We start from the raw sequence: 15,998 nt of genomic DNA on the forward strand, positions 1-15,998 counted from the left end.
CAATGTCTTGCAATTCCCTATGCGAATCATTTACATTCATCTTAGTGCCGATAGCGAGGTGATGTGATGTACGTATGTCTTTGCAAGGGCGTATCTGACCGGATGATCCGCGCTGCCGTCAGCGATGGCGCCCGCAGCTGGCGCGAGGTGCGCGAGCGCACCGAGTGTGCGACCCAGTGCGGCAAGTGCGCCTGCATGGCCAAGACCATCACGCGTGAAGCCATCACCGAGGAAATGCTGTCGCCTGATCTGGCCTACGCGGTCTAGGAATGTCTGGCGTCGCTCTGGCGGCACGTCGCTGCAAGACGCTTTCGCCCGCGTTCGCATCGCCTTCTCAGTTGTCAGCCATTCCCCTTTAACATCCTGTCCTGATTCGACTTTTTCCGGCTGCTGGGGGATACTTTCTGCTTTGCGGGCCAGCCAAGGCTGTCCTAATGTTTCAGCGTTCGCCGGCCCCTGGCGAACCCGACTTCGGGAGAGTGGCAATGAAAGGTGATGCCAAGGTCATCCAGTACCTCAACACCGTGCTCGGCAACGAGCTGGTAGCCATCAACCAGTATTACCTGCATGCCAAGATGTATCAGGACTGGGGGCTAGCGGCGCTGGGCAAGTGGGAATACGAGGAATCCATCGAGGAGATGAAGCACGCCGATACCCTGATCGAGCGCATCCTCTTCCTCGAGGGCCTGCCCAACCTGCAGGACTACGGCAAGCTGATGATCGGCGAGAACACCCGCGAGATGCTCGAGTGCGATCTCAAGCTCGAGCATAAGGCTCACGCCGACCTCAAGGATGCCATCGCCCATTGCGAGCAGGTGCGTGATTACACCAGCCGCGACCTGTTCCAGAAGATCCTCGACGACGAGGAAGAGCACATCGATCACCTCGAGACCGAGCTTGGCCTGATCGACGCGGTGGGCATCCAGAACTACCTGCAAAAGCAGATGCATACGGCCTGAAGCCATCGGCTTCGCGACTGGCTGAACCAAAGAAGGCGCCCCAAGGGGGCGCCTTCTTTGCGTTTGGGTCTTTGAGCTTGGTGCTTTGAGAGGAGGACGGCTAGCGGTTCGGGCCGTTTTCAGTCGAAGGCTTTCTCCAGCGCGAAGCGCGGCACCGGCTCGCCCTGCACTTCGACGCTCTCGCAGAACATGGCAAGTGGCCTGACCCACAGGCCGTAGTCGCCGTAGAGCGCCCGGTAGATCACCAACGCTTCCTCGGTCTCGCTGTGCTGGGCGACGCCCATGACTTCATAGCGGGCGCCCTTGTAGTGGACATAGATGCCCGGCACCGGGCGCGGGGATTCATGAGCGATCATCAAAAGACTCCTCTGAGAGCGTGGCGCTGACCGTATCGGTACCTGTCTCTTTCTCATTCGCCGTATCAGACCCTGTGTCTGACACATGTTGCTGGGGGCGGGCGGCCTTGCGAGCCAGCCGTGCCATCACCCGGGCGGCAGCGGCAAAGCCGAAGGCACCGGTGACGAAGGTGGCCGCGCCGAAGCCGCTGGCGCAGTCCAGCCGGGTGCTCTCGCCGTCACTTGGCTTGGTATGGCAGACCTCGCCATCGGCGCCGGGGTAGACCAGCTGCTCGTCGGAATACACGCACTCGACGCTGAAACGGCGCTTGGGATTGCGGGAAAAACCGTAGTCGCGGCGCAGCCGGGCGCGCACCTTGGCAAGCAACGGGTCTTGCTCGGTACGGCTTAGGTCGGCGATGCGGATGCGGGTCGGGTCGAGCTGGCCGCCGGCGGCGCCGGTCACGGTCAGGCCGAGCTTGCGCCGCTTGCACCAGGCGATTAGCGCTGCCTTGGCGATCACACTGTCGATGGCATCGACCACATGATCGGCGTCGGCGGGAATCCGTTCGGCCAGGTTGGTAGGGGTGACGAAGGCCGTGTCCGCGACCACCTCGATGCCCGGCGAGATCGCCCGGCAGCGCTCGGCCAGCACCTCGACCTTGGGCCGGCCGATGGTGCCGTCCAGTGCATGTAGCTGGCGATTGACGTTGGACACGCAGACATCATCAAGATCGATCAGCGTCAGCTTGCCGATACCGGCCCGCGCCAGGGCCTCTACCGTCCAACTGCCCACACCGCCAACACCCACCACGACCACATGGGCATGACGAAAGTAGGCGGCGGCGCGCTGGCCATAGAGGCGTCGGATGCCGCCGAAGCGGAAGTCATAGTCGGTATCGTCAAGAGTCGGGTCAGTGTCGGTCATGGCGTCGGTATCGCTGCTTGAGTCGTTGACGGTTCGGTTTCGGCCTTTTCGAAGCGGTGGCCATGGCGGGGCAGATGGGCGTTCCAGCCGAAGCGCGCAAACAGCTGCGTCATGTCGTCTTCGAGTCCGGCGCTCACGGTCAGGCGCTCACCGGTCACCGGATGCTCAAGGCTCATTTCGACTGCCGCTAGCAACAGCCGGGACGTGTCCAGGTTCTCGCTGAAAAAGCGGTTGTGGTTGCCCTTGCCGTGCCTCGCATCGCCGATGATCGGATAGCCGCGCCGCGATAGATGGCGGCGGATCTGGTGGCGGCGCCCGGTCAGCGGGCGCGCCTCCATCAGTGAATAGCGGGCGCTGGGATAACGGTCGACCCGCACCGGCAGTTCGACGCTATCCAGGCGCCGGACCTCGGTAGTCGCCGCCATCGCCGGCATCTCGGCCTTGGGCCGACGACCATCTTCCTCGCGCAGGGCATAGTCGAGGCACTCGGCCTCAGGGCCGTGGCCGCGCACCACCGCCAGATAGCGCTTGCTGACCCGTTGCTCGGCGAAGGCCTCGCCGAGAGTGCGGGCAATCTCGGAAGACAGCGCGAACACCAGCACCCCGGAGGTCGGCCGGTCCAGGCGATGCACCGGATAGACGTGGCGGCCCAACTGATCGCGCAGCAGCTGCAGCGCGAAGCGTGTCTCGCCGCGCGCCAGCGCCGTGCGATGCACCAAAAGCCCCGAGGGCTTGGCGATAACGACCAGGGCATCGTCCTGATAAAGGATAGGAAGCGGTGTGGACATGAAACGACTGCGACCGAAAAAGGGCGCCCATTGTCGCCGCTTGGCGTGGGGATGTCATCCGCCTGGCGGGTACTGCAAGGGTCGTCAGGCCAAAGCCCCGACGGCTTGCCTGCCGCCTCATGCCTTTTTCATGGCCGATGCCAAGGTATGGCTGACCCGGTGAGTGAATCATGCCTAGCGTTGACCCTGCACATGGGAAAATCATTCCTCGGTGCTAGGCTGAGCACCAGATAACCAAGAACAATCTAATGACACCGCCCATACGCAGGGATACCTATATGGCAACGGCTTCATCTGTGTCTCGCATTACCCAGTTCGCCGGCATTTGCCTTGTTGGTAAATACTGCGCGCCCGGCTATCCGAGGCGGCAGTCCGTTTTCGACATGATGTGCACATGGACTCGCTGATTCACCCCGAGGCTCACCCGCACAAGGATCGCTCGGCGTATGTCTTGTTTGATGGTGCAGGTAAGGCGGAGCGTAGGCGTGAAAGGCTAAGCGACGATATGACGGAGTCGGCGTCATGATAGCGGCTACCGCCGCAAAGCAAGCGTGCTGGCAAAGGCAACATGCGCGTTTATTGGTGTTATATAGCCACGTAAACGAAAACAAACAGAAAAATCAATGGGTTGGTGTGGTGGTATGAGAATGTTGAACGCGCGTGCTCGTTCAAGTCAATAAACGAGCGCGCTGTCTAATACCTGTTGGGCAGATTGATATGAGACACGTGGAAGCGAACTTTTATTCGGACTGGGTAGCGGAGCTCCGCCAAGAGCTTGGCCAGCTTGGTTATCAAGTGTCGTCGCGACCTGACGAGGAGGTCGTCCGTGTTTATTTGAATTTGCAAAAACGGCTAGTAGAGCCAAAGCCAAGGAAAGTCCACCGCTCCAAAGAATTTCAATGTCCGGCTGAACTACAGAATGGTTTGTCCGTCGCCGAATGCGCGATGCGCCGGGGAGATGATCTCACTCCCCACTTAAGTAAACTTATCAAGCGAGCAGACTATGATGATCCCCTTCTCAATCATTGGGGAATCCATCATCTCCATCTGGGCACGAATATAGACTCTGATCAGTTCGTAGAAAGAACAGGTCCACTCCTTTTCGCTATGTTCGACTCGGAGTGCGCTTACCTGATTAATGTGTACTCACATGGGGCATGGGCCATGCAAGATATGGTTCGTATCCTGCACGACAATTGGCCCGAGAGCATTGAACCGTATCGGCTGAACAATGTTATCGGCTTAGCCAATTCCGTCAGCGACCAAGATGTCAAGGTGGTTAGGAAGAAGAATGTTAATACCTTTGTTGAGATCGCCCCAAACATTGTGTACGCACCAATTGGCGGCGGTTCGGCTTCTTCTGGCATCAGCGTTGACGTGGTAAGGCAAGCTGATTTCATAAAGGAGCAATTAGAAGAATTGGAGCGTGCGGTTGTGGAGAATATTGAAGAAATCGCCGAGAAGGCGCGAGAGAAAGGCATTAGTCTCCCAAAGAAACCTAGGTTCGAACTAAAGGAGCAGGATGGTAAGTCGTATGCTGTAGAAGCTGATACGAGAATAGGGGTGCCGCTTTGAACGGTTTTGAATATATGCCCAGCAATGCAATGCAGCCGACGCTCGTACCTCGCGCGGCTGATGGTTGCCTTTAGCCGCAAGGAGGATCAATGCCAACTAGGCAGGAAATCGCCAAATCTCTTGAATCAATCTTCTCTGGAATTTCCCATTTAAATGAGTCCTTCCCGGATCGCCAGTTTACTATCGATGGGCGATTGGTTGGTGACATTGGTGAGGTGATTGCGGCGATGGTTTATGAGATAGATCTTGATGAAGTTTCTCAGCATACCCACGATGGGACTGCTTCGAATCTTGGCCGTGTACAGATTAAGGCAACTTTTCAGGATGCGCTCACTTTCAAAACCGTTCCCGAGTACTATCTGGGTATCAAGATCAACCGGGATGGCACATTTGAAGAAATTTATAATGGTCCCGGGCAGCCGATTTTCGATCACTATGCGCATCGTTCTGGCATTGGTGAAAAATTGCTCCGATTCCCTAATGCACAGTTAAAAGAGCTGTCCGCAAAAGTTCCGGAAGAGCAGCGAATTCTCAGGCGGGGCGGCTAACAAGGCCCGGCACGGTGACGGCGTTTCCGTTTCGGCTTCGCCTCCACTAAAAGCCGCGCATGCTGGCGGCGCTAGCTATTTTGTGGTGATAAGGAGGGTGAGTGAGTAGAAGAAAAGCTAATCAATACTTTCATGTCTACATTCTTGTGAGCGAGGGCGAAGAGAATGTAGTTAAGGTGGGTAAGGCGAATAATCTCAGCCGCACCCGCTCGCTTGCTCGTATGGGATACGCTGGGAAAGACGACTGGTTGCACATTGCTAGCTTTCCAATGAATTCGAATCATGAAGCTCTCGCACTGGAAAGTCTGGTTATCGCCAAGTTATCCAATCAAGGGCATAAGCTACCTAGGGTTTCTTGGAAGAACCTGATTAACGGAAAACCAAGCTATGCGGACGAATGTTTTTCTTGCAGTGCAGAGCATGCCATTGCGGTAGCGAGTGACATGGCAACTTTACTAGAGCAGCACCTTTGAGTCCGCAGTTACAGCTAACAAGGTGCATCAGTACGCGGCCGAGGGCCGCAGGACGCCCTTGCCAGGGTGCAGTTCAGTGCCGCTGTGCTTCAGCGTTATATCTGCTCTGGCTGAACGTTCGCTTTTGGCCGATATCGGTCTTCGCAGCCTTCCCGCCTCCCCTTCCGTGATCACTTCCTCGTCCACTCCGAAGGGCTGAGTCGCCGGCTAGATCGGCGACCGTGCAGTTTGCCAGGCGGTATACCACTAGGCGGTGTGCTTGCTGGCCGTGCTGGTAAGGGAGTGATAGCGTCGCCAAAGGCAAAAATATGCACAGCAGGTCGCTGGTTTCTCAGAAGAGAGGAGTTGGCGGCCAGGTGGCGAGAGGTGATGGATGGAAGAACAACGTGCGCCCCACCTGGTGGTGCTGACCGGCGCGGGCATCAGCGCCGAAAGCGGCATTCGTACCTTTCGTTCGAGCGACGGCCTCTGGGAGGAGCATCCCATCGAGGCGGTGGCGACCCCTGAAGGCTTCGCCCACGACCCGGCAAGGGTGCTGCGCTTCTATGACGAGCGCCGGGAGCAGGTGCGCCGCGCCGCGCCCAACGCCGCCCACCGGGCGCTGGCCGAGCTGGAGCGCGCGGGTATCCGGGTCAGTATCATCACCCAGAACATCGACGACCTGCACGAGCGGGCCGGCTCCCGGAACGTGCTGCACCTGCACGGCGAAATCCTGATGGCCCGCTCCACGGTGGATGAGCGGCTGCGCTATCCGTTGCGCCGGGGTGGCATTCGCCTGGGAGACATCTGCGACAAGGGCAGCCAGCTGCGCCCGGATGTGGTCTGGTTTGGCGAGTCGGTGCCGCGCTACGCGGATGCCTGTGACATCGTCGCCGAGGCGGACCTGTTGCTGGTGGTGGGCACCTCGCTTGCCGTAATGCCGGCGGCGCTGCTGCTCGAGCAGGTGCCTCTGGACGTTGATGCGGTGCTGGTCGACCCCGACGCTCACGCGCTGGCGCCTCCCGGCGTCGGTCGGCTCGCCTTGCCGGCGGGGCAGGGCGTGCCGAGGCTGGCTGAGTATTGGAAGGCCACCGGCCGTCTCGAGGTACCCAACGCCCTGCTTGCCACCGGGCCCGAAAATGACGATCGCGTCGGCTGAGGTGTGCTGTGTTTGTTTAAGGATCCTTTCGTATTGGGGCTTTGTTGTAAGGGGTTGGCCGTAAATGCGCTGTCTTGAAAAGCGTTTTCCCCAACGCGCTGTCTTGCAACGGCGTCATGCAGACGCTACCAGAACTATCTTGTACAAAATTTATTTGTCCGCTAGCTTTGTGTCCAAGTTATCCATCAACGCCCGATACTTTGCACAGGAGAATGCCATGACAGCCTTCTTGCCGCGCGCCGCTTTGCCGTTGGCCACTGCGACCGTTCTGGGGCTTGCCGTCAGTGCTCCGGCCTTCGCCGCTGGCGACATGGCCGATGGCCCCAATCCCGGCTACTACCGCATGATGCTAGGCGACTTCGAGGTCACGGCGCTGAGTGATGGCACCGTCAATCTGCCGATGCACGAACTGCTGCACATGCCCGCCGACGAGGCTAAGGCGATGTTCGAGGACGCCTACCTGGACGTGCCGGTGGAAACCTCGGTCAACGCCTTCCTGATCAACACCGGCGACAAGCTGGTGCTGGTGGACACCGGTGCTGGCACGCTCTTCGGGCCGACGCTTGGCAAACTGGGCGCGAGCCTTGAGGCCGCCGGTTATCGGCCCAAGCAGGTCGATGAGATCTACCTGACGCATCTGCACCCGGACCATGTGGGCGGGCTGATGGATGGCGAGTCGCGGATGTTCCCCAATGCCACCCTGCACGCCGACCAGGACGACATCGACTTCTGGCTCGACCCCGCCCAGCTCGAGGCCGCGCCGGAAGGCCAGAAGGGCTTCTTCCAGGGGGCCATGGCATCGCTGAACCCTTACGTCGAGGCGGGCGCCTTTGAGGCCTTCGATGGCGATACCGAGCTGATGCCGGGCATCTATGCGCAGGAGCACCCCGGCCATACGCCGGGACACAGCACCTATCGTGTCGAAAGCAACGGCGAGACTCTGGTGCTGTGGGGCGACACCATGCATGCCGCTGCGGTGCAGTTCCCGAACCCCGACGTCACCATCGATTTCGACAGTGCCCCTGATCAGGCCCGCGAAGAGCGCAAGGCAGTGTTCGCCACCGTCGCTGAAGAAGGTGACTGGGTCGCCGGCGCGCACTTGTCCTTTCCCGGTATTGGCCACTTGCGTGCCGATGGCGACGGCTATGAGTGGCTGCCGGTGAATTACAGCCATGATCCGGCGGCTGCCGCTGGCGAGTAAGCGGCGTTCTAGACCAGGCCATTTTCCAAGGCCCATAAAGAAGGCGCGCCCCGAATGCCGGGGCGCGCCTTCATTCGTTAGCGCGCATACGGCATGATGGGCGTCCCGCTTCGCTGTAGATGTGAAGAGTGCATCTCAGCCGGGATATCAAGAGCCGTCTCAACGGCCTGACGGCCGGGCATCCGCCTGGTTTTTTCTCATCACGCAACGCTTAGGACACCTCATGCACGCCTTCGAACGCCTCAATCGCCTCTTTCCCGTGTGGGCGATCCTCTTTGCCTTGTGCGCCGCCTGGCAGCCGGACTGGTTTACCGGACTTGCCGGCCAGATCAAGCTGCTGCTGGCGCTGATCATGTTTGCCATGGGCCTGACCCTGTCGCGCCAGGATTTCCTCGGCGTGGTGCGCGCCCCGAAGCCGGTGGCGGTGGGCATTGTGCTGCAGTTCACGCTGATGCCGCTGGCAGCGCTCCTTGTCTCAAAGCTGCTGGGGCTCGATCCGGCCCTGACCACCGGCATGGTGCTGGTTGGCGCCACTGCTGGCGGTACCGCTTCCAACGTCATCGCCTGGTTGGCCGGTGGCCATGTGGCGCTGTCGGTGTCGATGACGCTGGCCTCCACCCTGGTCTCGGTGGCGGCAACGCCGCTGCTGACCTGGCTGCTGGTCGGTGAGAGCATCGCCGTGCCGGTTGCCGGAATGTTCATGAGCATCGCTCAGCTGGTCATTGCACCGATCGCCCTGGGCGTGGTGGTGCACCACCTGCTTGGCGACCGGGTCCGCCGGGTCGAGCCCATGCTGGCGACGCTGGCCATGGCCGCCATCGTGTTGATCATCGCCATCGTGGTGGGCCTTAACGCCGACCGTCTGCTGACCCTGGGGCCGCTGGTGGCGTTGGCGGTGGTGCTGCACAACGGCATCGGCCTGGCCGGTGGCTATGGGCTGGCGCGGCTGGTGGGCTTCGAGGAGCGCATCGCTCGCACCGTGGCCATCGAGGTGGGCATGCAGAATTCCGGGCTCGCGGTAGCCCTGGCCAGCCAGTTCTTCTCGGCAAGCGCGGCGCTTCCCGGCGCGCTGTTCTCGGTGTGGCACAACGTGTCCGGCTCGCTGCTGGCCGGCTACTGGAAGCGGCGCCCGGTTGGCCAGCCAACGCCGGCCACCGCGTCCCGCTAGGCAAGGGGCGGCGTCAGGGTCAGGCCGCGCATGCTAGAATGCGCGGCCTACCCAGCGACAGCGCCCGAGCCCGATTACGCCATGAATGACATTACCGAGCCGGCGGGCGAGACCGCCGGCCCGTCCACCGACGATACGCCAGAGGCCGACACGGCCGACGGATTCTCTGATCCTCCCGCTACCGAGCCTCTCGCTACTGAGCCTTACCAAGATCCCGCTACTGGGGCTTCGGATGGCTCTTTTACCGGGGCTGCTGAGGGCTCTACTGCCGGGGCTGCTGAGGGCTCTACTGACGAGCCTGACGCCGATCCGGCTCGCCCAGCGCGGCGTGAGTTCAAGGCTCGGGGCAGCACCGTGACACGCTGTGATATCTGCCGTTTGCCGGCGCTGAACTGTCTCTGCCCCTATCGGGTGCAAGCCGAGAGCCTGACGCGCTTCTGGTTGATTACCCATTCGCTTGAGCACCTGAAACCGACCAACACCGGGCGGTTGATCGCCGACGTGCTGCCGAGCACCGAGGTCTTTACCTGGTATCGCACGGCACCGGACGAGCAGCTGCTCGAACTGCTCGCCGATGAGCGATTCGCGCCCTTTGTGATCTTCCCCGACGATCAGCCGGACTACGCCGACCGGGTGGTGGGCATGGAGGCGGTGCATGATGCTAAAGATCCCGCCACAGGGACGGGCGCCAGGATTCCGGTGTTCATCATCCTCGACGGCACCTGGCGCCAGGCAAGACGCATCTTTCGTCGCAGCCCCTATCTAGACGGCTTGCCGGTGCTGCCGCTTGCCACCGAGCGCGAGACCCGCTATCGGCTGCGCAAGCCTGCCTCCAAGGCGCACCTGTGCACCGCTGAGGTGGCTGTCGAGCTTCTCCGACAGGCCGGCGACGGAGATGCGGGCCAGGTGCTGGATGATTACTTCGATGCCTTCAACGACAGCTACGGAGCCAGCCGGCGGCATCGTCGTCTGGAGGCGCCGACGCCGGCCATGGAGAGGTTGCTGGCGCGCCGTGCCTAGCGACGCCCGCGACAACACCGCACCGGGACTGAGCTCATGTCGAGGCAGTGATTTCCTGAAAACATCCCTTGCCGCGCTGTTTGGCCCGGTACAGAGCGTGGTCCGCTTGTGCGATCAAGCTCTCGAGGCGTTCTCGGTCGGTGCCGCGCCAGTCTGCGCAATGGACCACGCCGACGCTTAGTCCTACGCCTGGATATTGCTGGCTGAGATCGGCGACGGAATCGATCAGCCGCTGAGCGATCAAACGGCTGGTATTAGGGTTGGTGCCTGGCAGCAGGGCCACGAATTCATCGCCGCCCCATCGCGCCAGGATGTCGTGACGGCGCAGTGTGTGACTCATCTCGTTGGCGATATAGCGCAGCAGGTCATCGCCCGCACGATGCCCAAAGCTATCGTTGATGCCCTTGAAGCCGTCGAGGTCTGCGTAGAGCAGGCTGACCGGGAGCGCGTCACGGCCAGCACTTCGAATCGCCAGTGCCTCACGAAACCAGCCGTCACGATTCAGCAATTCGGTCAGCGGGTCCAGGCGTGCCAGGCGGCGGCTTTGATATTCGCCGAGAAGAGCCTGCGTCGAGGTGTCATTGAGGGAATGCACCATCAGGTGTAGCGCCACCCAGAAGAACGGGGCCTGTACCAGGAACACCCAGAGCCAGAGCTCGGGCTGGAAGGGAACGGCGAGCTTCAGCGGCAGGTCCAGCAGCAGGATCTGCAGCATGGCATAGCGCGGGGTGCCATGGGCGAAACTGGCCGTGGCGGTTGCCAGTGCGACCATGGAGGGGATGGCCAACACCTGCAGCACTACATCGCCGCTGAGCAGACATAGCGCGGTGCCAAGGCCGGTTGTGGCGCTCCACAGCAGACTGGCCAGATGAATCCGGTCGGTAGGTGTGGCGACATGCTGCTGGTGGCATTGCCGCTTGGCGTAGTAATGAAGCCAGGCGCGATACACCGATAGCAAAAGCGTTGCCACAAACCACAGCCAGAACAGGGGGATTGGATGACGATAGAGGCCGATGCACGCCATCATCAGCGTGGAGAAAGTCCCCGACCACAAGGCAGCTGACTGGATACTGGGCCCCGACAGCAACCGCCGCTGGATGCTTTCGGGCAGGCGGCTGTCGCAGAGTAGCCAGGACATGTAGCGCCAGCGCGGAAGAGAGTAGAGGTGTTGAGGCTCATAGAGCTTATGTGGCATCGCGTCAGGCCTTCTGGCGGTGCGCAGCTATCGCGTCAAATGGTTGGCATGACGGCCGCCCCTGCGGAACGCTGCTTTCATCTTTTTCGTCGCCTGATGTACTGGAGGCGCCTGTGTTTCTTTTTGTTATTGTATCGGCAGCATTGGCCGCTGACTTGAATGCCATTTCCGCGGATCAGTAGCGTTCTACATGGACAATAAGCAGTTCTGGTGACGGATGGAAGACTTACGTTGCGTAACAATTTTTGAGGTATGTGCATGATCAGTACCCATTCCGGCCGGCAATGAGTGGGACCTTGCAGCGAGCGCTGAGTCGATGATGTGGACTTTTCGGGGCTTATACTGCCAGCGGCCAGCGCTATGGCTGGCCGCTGTAACAAGACGTAGCTTTCTTGCCATTTGAGCTTTTGAGGTAATAGCCCTTGAGGAAAGTGCCCACGAGACAAGCCGGACGAATCAGCCCATCAGTTGTCCGGCGATGCGCAGGCCGGCGATCCAGGTGCCGGCGGCGGAGCCCAGCGTGGAGAGCAGGAACACCAGCAGGGTGCGGGAAACGCGGTTCTTCCACCAGCCTTTGGGGCTGGCAACGTCATGGCGCAGGGTCGAGAAGTCGCGCACCTTGGGCTTGCGCATGGCGAGTTCGACCCCGGCGGCCACGAAACCGGCGCCGATGGTGGGGTTGAGGGAGGTCAGCGGAGCGGCGAAGAAGGTGGCGATCACCGTGACGGGGTGCCCCAGCGCGATGGCGGCCCCCAGCCCGGAGAGGATGCCGTTGATCAGGAACCACTCGCCGACCAGCTGCCAGCCAAGGCCCGTGTCCTTGGAGAAGCCCACCGCGAAGCCGGTCAGCACCAGTAGCGTGATGGCCCAGGGCAGCAGTTTCCAGATCTTCGAGCGCGACGGAGTGTGTTCCAGGGTCTCGCGCTCGGCCCGCGGGGCGGCCGGCAGCTCTCCCTCAAGATGCTCGGCCATCCCCTTGAGGTGGCCTGCGCCGATGATCACCAGCACGTTGCGGTAATGCGCAGGCGCCTGCTCCTCGAGACTCAGCGCCATGTAGCGGTCGCGCTCACGGATCAGCGGAGCATAGAGGCTCTCGGACTGTTCGGCGAACTCGTTGAAGGTGGATTCCAGCACGTCGCCTTCCTTGAGACGCTCGATGTCGGCGGCGGAGACTTCCTGACGCGACACCACGCTGCCCAGCAGCCCCGAAAACAGCCCGAAGCGCTGCCACCAGGGCACGTTGGCGTAGATGCGCTTGAGCGTCACCCCCACCTCGCGATCGATCAGCAGCAGCGGCAGGCCGGCGCCGTCGGTTTCCTCGAGGGCCGCGCGCATCTCGGCGCCAGGCTCGATGCCCGACTGCTCGGCGACACGCTGCTGGAAGGCGCCCAGTGCCAGACTGGCGGCGACCATGCCGGCCTTGCCCTGGCGGAAGATCTGAAACAGATCCTGATTGGCCAGGGCATCGGGCTCGACCAAGCTCTGGTGGCGCGACGCACACAGCTCGATAGCGACGGCGTCGAACTCGCCGGAGCGGATCAGCTCGCGGACCTCGTCGGCGCTCTCGGCAGAGACATGGGCGGTGCCGAGCAGGGTGTAGCGGGTATCGCCGCGCACGATCACCCGGCGCGGGCCCTGGCCTGTCGCCTGAGGCGCGGCAGTGGTGATGTCCTGAGATTCGGTCATGGACGCTCGCTAGACGGTTAAGAGAAAAAGATTATCCATGATGCCGGCGGCCAGGCCAAACCCGCCCCGCAGGGCGGCCGGCCCAGCTAGCGGCGCCAGAAGGCCGGCGTGAAGAGCACCAGCACGGTGAAAATTTCCAGGCGGCCGAGCAGCATCGCCACCACCAGGATCCACTTGGCGGCGTCCGGCATGTCGCCGTAGTGGCTTGCCACCTCACCAAGCCCGGGGCCCAGGTTGTTGATGGTTGCCGCTACCGCTGACCAGGCCGTGACCTGGTCGAGGCCGGTGGCCATCACGCCGATCAGCATCAGGAAGAACAGCAGCACATAGACCGAGAAGAAGCCCCACACCGCCTGGGCGATGCTGTCCGGCACGCTGACCTTGCCGATCTTGACCGCGATCACCGCATTGGGGTGGATCAGGCGCAGCACCTCACGCATGCCCTGTTTCAGGATCAGGATGATGCGGATGACCTTGATGCCGCCGCCGGTCGAGCCGGAACAGCCGCCGACGAAGGCGGCGACGAACAGCAGGAAGGGCAGGGCGCCGGGCCAGACGGAGAAGTCTGCGACGCCGAAGCCGGCGGTGGTGGCGACCGAGACGGCCTCGAAGAGGCCGTGGCGTAGGCCGAGGATGTCGGTGTAGGTGCCGGTCAGCCACAGCGAGGCCACCGTGATTACGGTCAGACCCAGCAGGAACAGCAGCAGAAAGCGGGCTTCTGGATCGGCCAGGTACTGAGACAGGCGCTTCTCGCGCCAGGCGGCGAAGTGCAGGCTGTAGCTCATCGCCGAGATGATCATGAACAGGATGCAGATCATCTCGATCATGGCGCTATCGAAATGGCCGATGCTGGTGTCATAGGTCGAGAAACCGCCGATCGCCACCGTGGAAAAGCTGTGGCCCAGGGCGTCGAACCAGTTCATGCCAGCGAGCCAATAGGCGGCAAAGCAGGTCAGGGTCAGGGTGGCGTAGATGTACCAGAGTGCCTTGGCGGTCTCGGTGATCCTGGGGGTCAGCTTGGAGTCCTTCAGCGGCCCCGGAATCTCGGTACGGTAAAGCTGCATGCCGCCGATGCCGAGCGTCGGCAGGATGGCGACCGCCAGGACCACGATCCCCATGCCGCCGAGCCACTGCAGCTGCTGGCGATAGTAGCGGATGCCCTCGGGCAGGAAGTCGATGCCGGTGATCACGGTGGCGCCGGTGGTGGTCAGCCCCGAGAACGACTCGAAGACCGCGTCGGTCGGCGAGAGCGCCTGGGCGCCGTCCAGCATCAGCGGAAGCGCACCGAAGAGGCCAAGCACGGTCCAGAACAGCGCCGCGATCAAGAAACCGTCGCGGGTGCGCAGCTCCTTGCGGGCGTTGCGATTGGGCCAGTACAGCAGCGCACCGGTGGCCACGGTGATGACCATGGCGATGATAAAGCTGCTCCAGACGCCGTCGGCGTAGAGCAGCGAGATCAGGATCGGGGGCAGCAGGGTCAGGCTGAACAGCATCAGCAACAGCCCCAGAATGCGCAGGATCATGCGCAGGCTCATGGCGCGACCGTCCTTGTCATTGGAAACGAGGGGGTGATGGCATGCACGGGGCCATCCCCCATCAGAAGAAGGTCAGACCGACCTGGAACAAGCGCTCCACGTCACGGATACGGCGTTTGTCGATCACGAACAGGATCACATGGTCGCCGGATTCTACTACCACGTCGTCGTGGGCGATCAGTACTTCCTTGCCGCGCACGATGGCGCCAATGGTGGTGCCGCTGGGCAGGTCGATATGGTCGATGGTCCGACCCACCACCTTCGAGGAGTGGACGTCGCCGTGGGCGATCGCCTCGATGGCCTCGGCGGCACCGCGGCGCAGCGAGTGGACGTTGACGATATCACCGCGGCGCACGTGGGTCAGCAGACCGCCAATGGTGGCCTGCTGGGGCGAGATAGCGATATCGATCTCGCCGCCCTGCACCAGGTCGACGTAGGCAGCGTTGTTGATCAGGGTCAGTACCTTCTTGGCGCCCAGCCGCTTGGCCAGCATCGACGACATGATGTTGACCTCGTCATCGTTGGTCAGCGCGCAGAAGATATCGCAGTCCTCGATGTTTTCCTCGAGCAGCAGCCGCTTGCTGGTGGCGCTGCCGTGCAGCACCACCGTGCGATCGAGACGCTCGGACAGTGTCGTGCAGCGCTCGAGGCTATGCTCGATGATCTTGACCTGGTGACTGTGCTCGAGGGTTTCGGCCAGACGTTCGCCGATATGGCCGCCGCCGGCGATCACCACCCGGCGGAAGTCACGATCGAGGCGGCGCAGCTCGCTCATCACCGAGCGTATGTCGCGGCGGGCGGCGATGAAGAACACCTCGTCATCGGCCTCGATGACGGTGTCGCCGCGAGGAATGATCGGCCGGTTGCGGCGATAGATGGCCGCTACCCGAGTATCCACCTTGGGCATGTGGCGACGCAGGAAGCCGAGTTCCTGACCGACCAGCGGACCGCCGTAGAAGGCCTTGACCGCGACCAGTTGCACCATGCCGTTAGCGAATTCCAGCACCTGCAGGGCACCGGGATAATCGATCAGCCGGCGGATGTGGTCGGTCACCACCTGCTCGGGACTGATCAGCACGTCGATGGGCACGGCATCGTGGGCGAACAGGCCCTTGCGCGTCAGGTAGGCCGTCGCCCGCACCCGAGCGATCTTGGTCGGGGTACGAAACAGGGTATGTGCCACCTGACAGGCGATCATGTTGACTTCGTCCGAGTTGGTCACCGCGATCAGCATGTCGGCGTCTTCGCAGCCCGCCTGGCGCAGCACCATCGGATAGGAGGCGGCGCCTGACACCGTGCGAATATCCAGACGGCTATGCAGCTCGCGCAGGCGCTCGCCGTCGGTATCTACCACGGTAATGTCGTTTTCTTCATGGGCCAGGTGTTCGGCCAGGGTACCGCCGACCTGGCCAGCACCTAGAATGATGATCTTCATGAAAGTGTCCGCAG

Annotated in this window: 16 protein-coding genes; 9 read left to right on the forward strand and 7 right to left on the reverse strand. The window is 61.7% G+C overall.

The features are described 5' to 3' along the window. Window positions 1-66: 66 nt before the first annotated feature. Window positions 67-267 carry a bacterioferritin-associated ferredoxin gene (locus Q2K57_RS09995; protein WP_304524960.1) on the forward strand — a complete coding sequence of 67 codons (201 nt, stop codon included), beginning with the start codon at window positions 67-69 and terminating at the stop codon, window positions 265-267. A 218-nt stretch (window positions 268-485) separates the two neighbouring features. Beyond that, window positions 486-959: a bacterioferritin gene (gene bfr / locus Q2K57_RS10000; protein WP_092525860.1), complete on the forward strand. Its 474-nt coding sequence runs from the start codon at window positions 486-488 to the stop codon at window positions 957-959. Between the two features lie 119 nt (window positions 960-1,078). Here bfr and Q2K57_RS10005 read toward each other — a convergent pair whose 3' ends face one another. From Q2K57_RS10005 to Q2K57_RS10015, 3 genes are read right to left on the reverse strand one after another with little or no spacing between them, the layout of a single operon-like run. Next, window positions 1,079-1,315, reverse strand: coding sequence for a DUF1653 domain-containing protein (locus tag Q2K57_RS10005; protein WP_304524961.1), 237 nt, complete (start codon window positions 1,313-1,315; stop codon window positions 1,079-1,081). Continuing rightward, window positions 1,302-2,222: a tRNA cyclic N6-threonylcarbamoyladenosine(37) synthase TcdA gene (gene tcdA / locus Q2K57_RS10010; protein ID WP_304524962.1), complete on the reverse strand. Its 921-nt coding sequence runs from the start codon at window positions 2,220-2,222 to the stop codon at window positions 1,302-1,304. Before tcdA ends, Q2K57_RS10005 begins: the two co-directional genes overlap by 14 nt. Continuing rightward, window positions 2,219-3,010 carry a pseudouridine synthase gene (locus tag Q2K57_RS10015; protein ID WP_304524963.1) on the reverse strand — a complete coding sequence of 264 codons (792 nt, stop codon included), beginning with the start codon at window positions 3,008-3,010 and terminating at the stop codon, window positions 2,219-2,221. Before Q2K57_RS10015 ends, tcdA begins: the two co-directional genes overlap by 4 nt. Before the next feature lie 726 nt (window positions 3,011-3,736). Here Q2K57_RS10015 and Q2K57_RS10020 point away from each other — a divergent pair. From Q2K57_RS10020 to Q2K57_RS10050, 7 genes are all read left to right on the forward strand, one after another. Further along, on the forward strand, window positions 3,737-4,585 hold the full coding sequence (locus Q2K57_RS10020; protein ID WP_304524964.1) for a hypothetical protein: 849 nt from the start codon (window positions 3,737-3,739) through the stop codon (window positions 4,583-4,585). Between the two features lie 89 nt (window positions 4,586-4,674). Then, a complete protein-coding gene (locus Q2K57_RS10025; protein ID WP_304524965.1) occupies window positions 4,675-5,133 on the forward strand; it encodes a hypothetical protein in 459 nt (152 codons plus the stop codon). A 101-nt stretch (window positions 5,134-5,234) separates the two neighbouring features. Further along, window positions 5,235-5,606 (forward strand): GIY-YIG nuclease family protein, encoded by a 372-nt coding sequence (locus Q2K57_RS10030; RefSeq protein ID WP_304524966.1) that lies wholly within the window; start codon window positions 5,235-5,237, stop codon window positions 5,604-5,606. A 373-nt stretch (window positions 5,607-5,979) separates the two neighbouring features. Further along, complete coding sequence (locus Q2K57_RS10035) at window positions 5,980-6,744, forward strand: NAD-dependent deacylase (RefSeq protein ID WP_304524967.1); 765 nt, start codon at window positions 5,980-5,982, stop codon at window positions 6,742-6,744. Between the two features lie 217 nt (window positions 6,745-6,961). Further along, window positions 6,962-7,945: an MBL fold metallo-hydrolase gene (locus Q2K57_RS10040; protein ID WP_304524968.1), complete on the forward strand. Its 984-nt coding sequence runs from the start codon at window positions 6,962-6,964 to the stop codon at window positions 7,943-7,945. A gap of 223 nt (window positions 7,946-8,168) precedes the next feature. Beyond that, on the forward strand, window positions 8,169-9,113 hold the full coding sequence (locus tag Q2K57_RS10045) for a bile acid:sodium symporter family protein (protein ID WP_304524969.1): 945 nt from the start codon (window positions 8,169-8,171) through the stop codon (window positions 9,111-9,113). Window positions 9,114-9,194: 81 nt separating this feature from the next. Beyond that, the gene (locus Q2K57_RS10050; RefSeq protein WP_304524970.1) at window positions 9,195-10,133 is read left to right on the forward strand and encodes a tRNA-uridine aminocarboxypropyltransferase; all 939 of its coding nucleotides are present in this window, start codon (window positions 9,195-9,197) and stop codon (window positions 10,131-10,133) included. A gap of 34 nt (window positions 10,134-10,167) precedes the next feature. Here Q2K57_RS10050 and Q2K57_RS10055 read toward each other — a convergent pair whose 3' ends face one another. The 4 genes from Q2K57_RS10055 to trkA all read right to left on the reverse strand — a co-directional run bounded on the left by Q2K57_RS10055 (window position 10,168) and on the right by trkA (window position 15,984). After that, window positions 10,168-11,328 carry a diguanylate cyclase gene (locus tag Q2K57_RS10055; RefSeq protein ID WP_304524971.1) on the reverse strand — a complete coding sequence of 387 codons (1,161 nt, stop codon included), beginning with the start codon at window positions 11,326-11,328 and terminating at the stop codon, window positions 10,168-10,170. A gap of 456 nt (window positions 11,329-11,784) precedes the next feature. Then, window positions 11,785-13,014: a TraB/GumN family protein gene (locus tag Q2K57_RS10060; RefSeq protein ID WP_304524972.1), complete on the reverse strand. Its 1,230-nt coding sequence runs from the start codon at window positions 13,012-13,014 to the stop codon at window positions 11,785-11,787. Window positions 13,015-13,100: 86 nt separating this feature from the next. Continuing rightward, window positions 13,101-14,549 carry a TrkH family potassium uptake protein gene (locus tag Q2K57_RS10065; RefSeq protein ID WP_304524973.1) on the reverse strand — a complete coding sequence of 483 codons (1,449 nt, stop codon included), beginning with the start codon at window positions 14,547-14,549 and terminating at the stop codon, window positions 13,101-13,103. Between the two features lie 61 nt (window positions 14,550-14,610). Then, window positions 14,611-15,984 (reverse strand): Trk system potassium transporter TrkA, encoded by a 1,374-nt coding sequence (gene trkA / locus Q2K57_RS10070; protein ID WP_112055097.1) that lies wholly within the window; start codon window positions 15,982-15,984, stop codon window positions 14,611-14,613. Window positions 15,985-15,998: the final 14 nt, after the last annotated feature.

This window comes from Halomonas sp. I5-271120, assembly GCF_030553075.1.
Lineage (GTDB): Bacteria > Pseudomonadota > Gammaproteobacteria > Pseudomonadales > Halomonadaceae > Onishia > Onishia taeanensis_A.

Bases quoted from the DNA above. Each gene is read 5' to 3' on its own strand.
- Q2K57_RS10035 (WP_304524967.1), top strand. From the start codon at position 5,980: ATGGAAGAACAACGTGCGCCCCACCTGGTGGTGCTGACCGGCGCGGGC.
- Q2K57_RS10005 (WP_304524961.1), bottom strand. From the start codon at position 1,315: ATGATCGCTCATGAATCCCCGCGCCCGGTGCCGGGCATCTATGTCCAC.
- Q2K57_RS09995 (WP_304524960.1), top strand. From the start codon at position 67: ATGTACGTATGTCTTTGCAAGGGCGTATCTGACCGGATGATCCGCGCT.
- trkA (WP_112055097.1), bottom strand. From the start codon at position 15,984: ATGAAGATCATCATTCTAGGTGCTGGCCAGGTCGGCGGTACCCTGGCC.
- Q2K57_RS10055 (WP_304524971.1), bottom strand. From the start codon at position 11,328: ATGCCACATAAGCTCTATGAGCCTCAACACCTCTACTCTCTTCCGCGC.
- bfr (WP_092525860.1), top strand. From the start codon at position 486: ATGAAAGGTGATGCCAAGGTCATCCAGTACCTCAACACCGTGCTCGGC.
- Q2K57_RS10065 (WP_304524973.1), bottom strand. From the start codon at position 14,549: ATGAGCCTGCGCATGATCCTGCGCATTCTGGGGCTGTTGCTGATGCTG.
- tcdA (WP_304524962.1), bottom strand. From the start codon at position 2,222: ATGACCGACACTGACCCGACTCTTGACGATACCGACTATGACTTCCGC.
- Q2K57_RS10045 (WP_304524969.1), top strand. From the start codon at position 8,169: ATGCACGCCTTCGAACGCCTCAATCGCCTCTTTCCCGTGTGGGCGATC.
- Q2K57_RS10040 (WP_304524968.1), top strand. From the start codon at position 6,962: ATGACAGCCTTCTTGCCGCGCGCCGCTTTGCCGTTGGCCACTGCGACC.
- Q2K57_RS10025 (WP_304524965.1), top strand. From the start codon at position 4,675: ATGCCAACTAGGCAGGAAATCGCCAAATCTCTTGAATCAATCTTCTCT.
- Q2K57_RS10015 (WP_304524963.1), bottom strand. From the start codon at position 3,010: ATGTCCACACCGCTTCCTATCCTTTATCAGGACGATGCCCTGGTCGTT.
- Q2K57_RS10050 (WP_304524970.1), top strand. From the start codon at position 9,195: ATGAATGACATTACCGAGCCGGCGGGCGAGACCGCCGGCCCGTCCACC.
- Q2K57_RS10060 (WP_304524972.1), bottom strand. From the start codon at position 13,014: ATGACCGAATCTCAGGACATCACCACTGCCGCGCCTCAGGCGACAGGC.